General features: G+C 43.3%; 2 protein-coding genes. Both read right to left on the minus strand.

Annotated elements, in window-relative coordinates; all coding sequences use genetic code 11:
• The coding region (locus tag D5R40_RS32135) for a hypothetical protein (RefSeq protein WP_153183535.1) at nucleotides 1-360 on the minus strand (360 nt) is incomplete at its 3' end.
• A gap of 31 nt (nucleotides 361-391) precedes the next feature.
• Nucleotides 392-811 carry a contractile injection system tape measure protein gene (locus D5R40_RS32140; RefSeq protein ID WP_124155822.1) on the minus strand — a complete coding sequence of 140 codons (420 nt, stop codon included), beginning with the start codon at nucleotides 809-811 and terminating at the stop codon, nucleotides 392-394.
• Nucleotides 812-2,506: the final 1,695 nt, after the last annotated feature.

The raw sequence follows: 2,506 nt of genomic DNA on the forward strand, positions 1-2,506 counted from the left end.
TAATTCCTTTTCTTTCTCAAGTTCTTTGTCCAGGCTAGGGTAATGAGCAGCTGGCAGGGCCAAGGCTTTGTTTAAACCAGAATCGTTTAGCCACCGTCGTAGCTTGGGCAGGTCAGCAATATCTTTGACCATGGAACGCTGAGGACTTTGATACAAAGCCATTAAGAAAGTATCTCTTTGAAACCTGGTCAAATCTTCAACAGACCATTCTTGGAGTACCGCCCAAACCTGTTCAATGACTCCTTTCGGTAATTCGAGGAATCGTTCTACAATGATGGAAGATGTAGTAAAACTGAATTGCCAGATCAACCTATGAATAGCACGGTGACTAGACCTCAATACCGGCCTCAAAGTGGCCATAACCTGAGATGGTGAGTAGCTAAGAGTTTAATTAACTCCTCATCAATGACCATCTAGTGGAGTATGCTTCGCAAACCAGAGTAAGGTACCCCTCGCCAAAAAAATGCTTGACAACAAATAAGACATCTTCCGATTGCCTGATATTTAAAACCTCCTGGTCACTGGAATGCCTCTGTACCTCAAACGCATGTTGGGTCAATTGATCACCTATCTTTTTTACGCATTGCTCAACAAAGAACTGTTCCATACCTCGTTCCGAAATTCGGTCTAAATCTATCTCGAGTCTTTGAATCCGCAGCACACGTCCATCGGGAATAATCTGGCTGAATAGCTGGTCCAGTTCAGGCAATACCTTTTCTTCAAACAACTGTCCAAGTTGTTGTGCTAATTTTGCTGCGCCTTCTTGGCGCGGCAACTCCAGGTCCAGTATTTGCCGACGAATTAGGTGCATCTAAGCCTAACTTTCCATTTTAATCATTCAATAAAACTCCCTTTCTACGCTGATATTTACGGACCGGGTTCTTCTTGTTCGGGAGAGATGGATATCGATAAGGCACTGCAAAATCAGCGATAGCAATGTCGTTTTCATCTACTATCACAATAAAGGTTCTCCCTTGGGAACTCCTCCAAATGCTCTGCTCCCATTAAATCTTGTGATGAAAGAATATATAGTATGAGTTTGCAGGATCTCCACCTGTTAGGATATCGTGGGCCTCTACCAATCTGAGTCTGCAGCTATCTTCTTGCCAATTACATTAACATCCAGAATTGTGTTTTGTAAATCAAATACTTAATGGCCCCCACTATGCTCCGATCAAAGGTAGATTTAGATAATTCGTTAACAGGTTGATTAAATTTATCCCACTCTTCATCATTTCAGCCTTGCCAATATGTCCCTCTATCCGGTAGAAGTCATACTGATCGAGGTTATAGTACAAAGGCGAGTAATGTGCCAATCATCTGGTCATTGTAGCTATCATATCCATCAGAAGCATGATAAGACAAATGCTGATCATAGACTCTGGTTTGGTATGATGATAGTCCAATAGTACTGCAACGAGCCGCGCCATCAGTCAGCGGATAATAGAAAGGGATAGCTTGTAACCCAAGGGACGTACCTAGATTTCTACCTGGGGTTATTTTCAATTTGGTAAAATCAGGCGAAAATGGGTCTTCTTCTTCCGAACGGAATCTAGCGGGTAGACGTCTTGGGGGATCGCGGCTATTGTCACCCTCTATGGGGCTTTCCAAATAAAAGCTTTCGATCAGTTCAAAAAGTCTTCGGTAGTACAAGCGTGTTCTTTCCCAACGGCTGGCATTGCCATTGTAAATAGGTGGTTGTCGGAAGGGATCACGCAAAGGCGCTGCTAACCCATCCTGATCCGGGCGGAAGGCTACACCTAGAGATAGATGCTGATTCCGTGTATCAAAGGCGTCTCTAGATTGCAAGCACAACTGTGCCATTAGTTGCTGTAACTCATCCCTACATCATGATATCCATTAATCAAATCACGGGCCCAATCGTAAAAGTATTGCACGAAACACTTTCAATCTGCCCTTCATTCCGCTCAACAAATTGAGTATAGGCTTTCCAGTTGGTCAGTAAGATCTGTAAGGTGTTTCTAAATTGGACACGGGAAGTTGGGGAAAGAGAACGGGGTGATACTCCGTAATCAAGCGGTCAATTTGATCATTTACCGACTTAAGCGCATCGTCAATGATGGGCTTCCAATTTTCATATAATGATTGCAAAGAAGTGAGGCTGGAAGGAAACTTGTTTCGTCTAATTCTTGCTATAGTACAGTCATCACCTGGTCTAAATTCCAAACCTATGTAAGTGTATAGTGGCTAGATTTAGAGCAGGATGGAAAGCCCGATAAAGGATGTCATCGCTAGGTAGATTATCGGCTGGGCTAAAGGACGGTTGAAAGAGGTAATCAGCATGTTCAAAATCACGCTCCGCCCCCATAATTTGCCTAGTTAACCTTCTGCTGGCCGTAAGCTTAAGATAATCATCCATGGTAATAGTTAAGAAGTAGTTTTGATCAGACAGATGATCAGGCAAGACCAAAACCACTTTATCCAAGCAAAAGGGAATGTCTCGCTCTCGATTAGTCTGAGGAGTGAGCCACCTACGATAGACTCC

It is taken from the genome of Okeania hirsuta, assembly GCF_003838195.1.
Classification (GTDB): domain Bacteria; phylum Cyanobacteriota; class Cyanobacteriia; order Cyanobacteriales; family Microcoleaceae; genus Okeania; species Okeania hirsuta.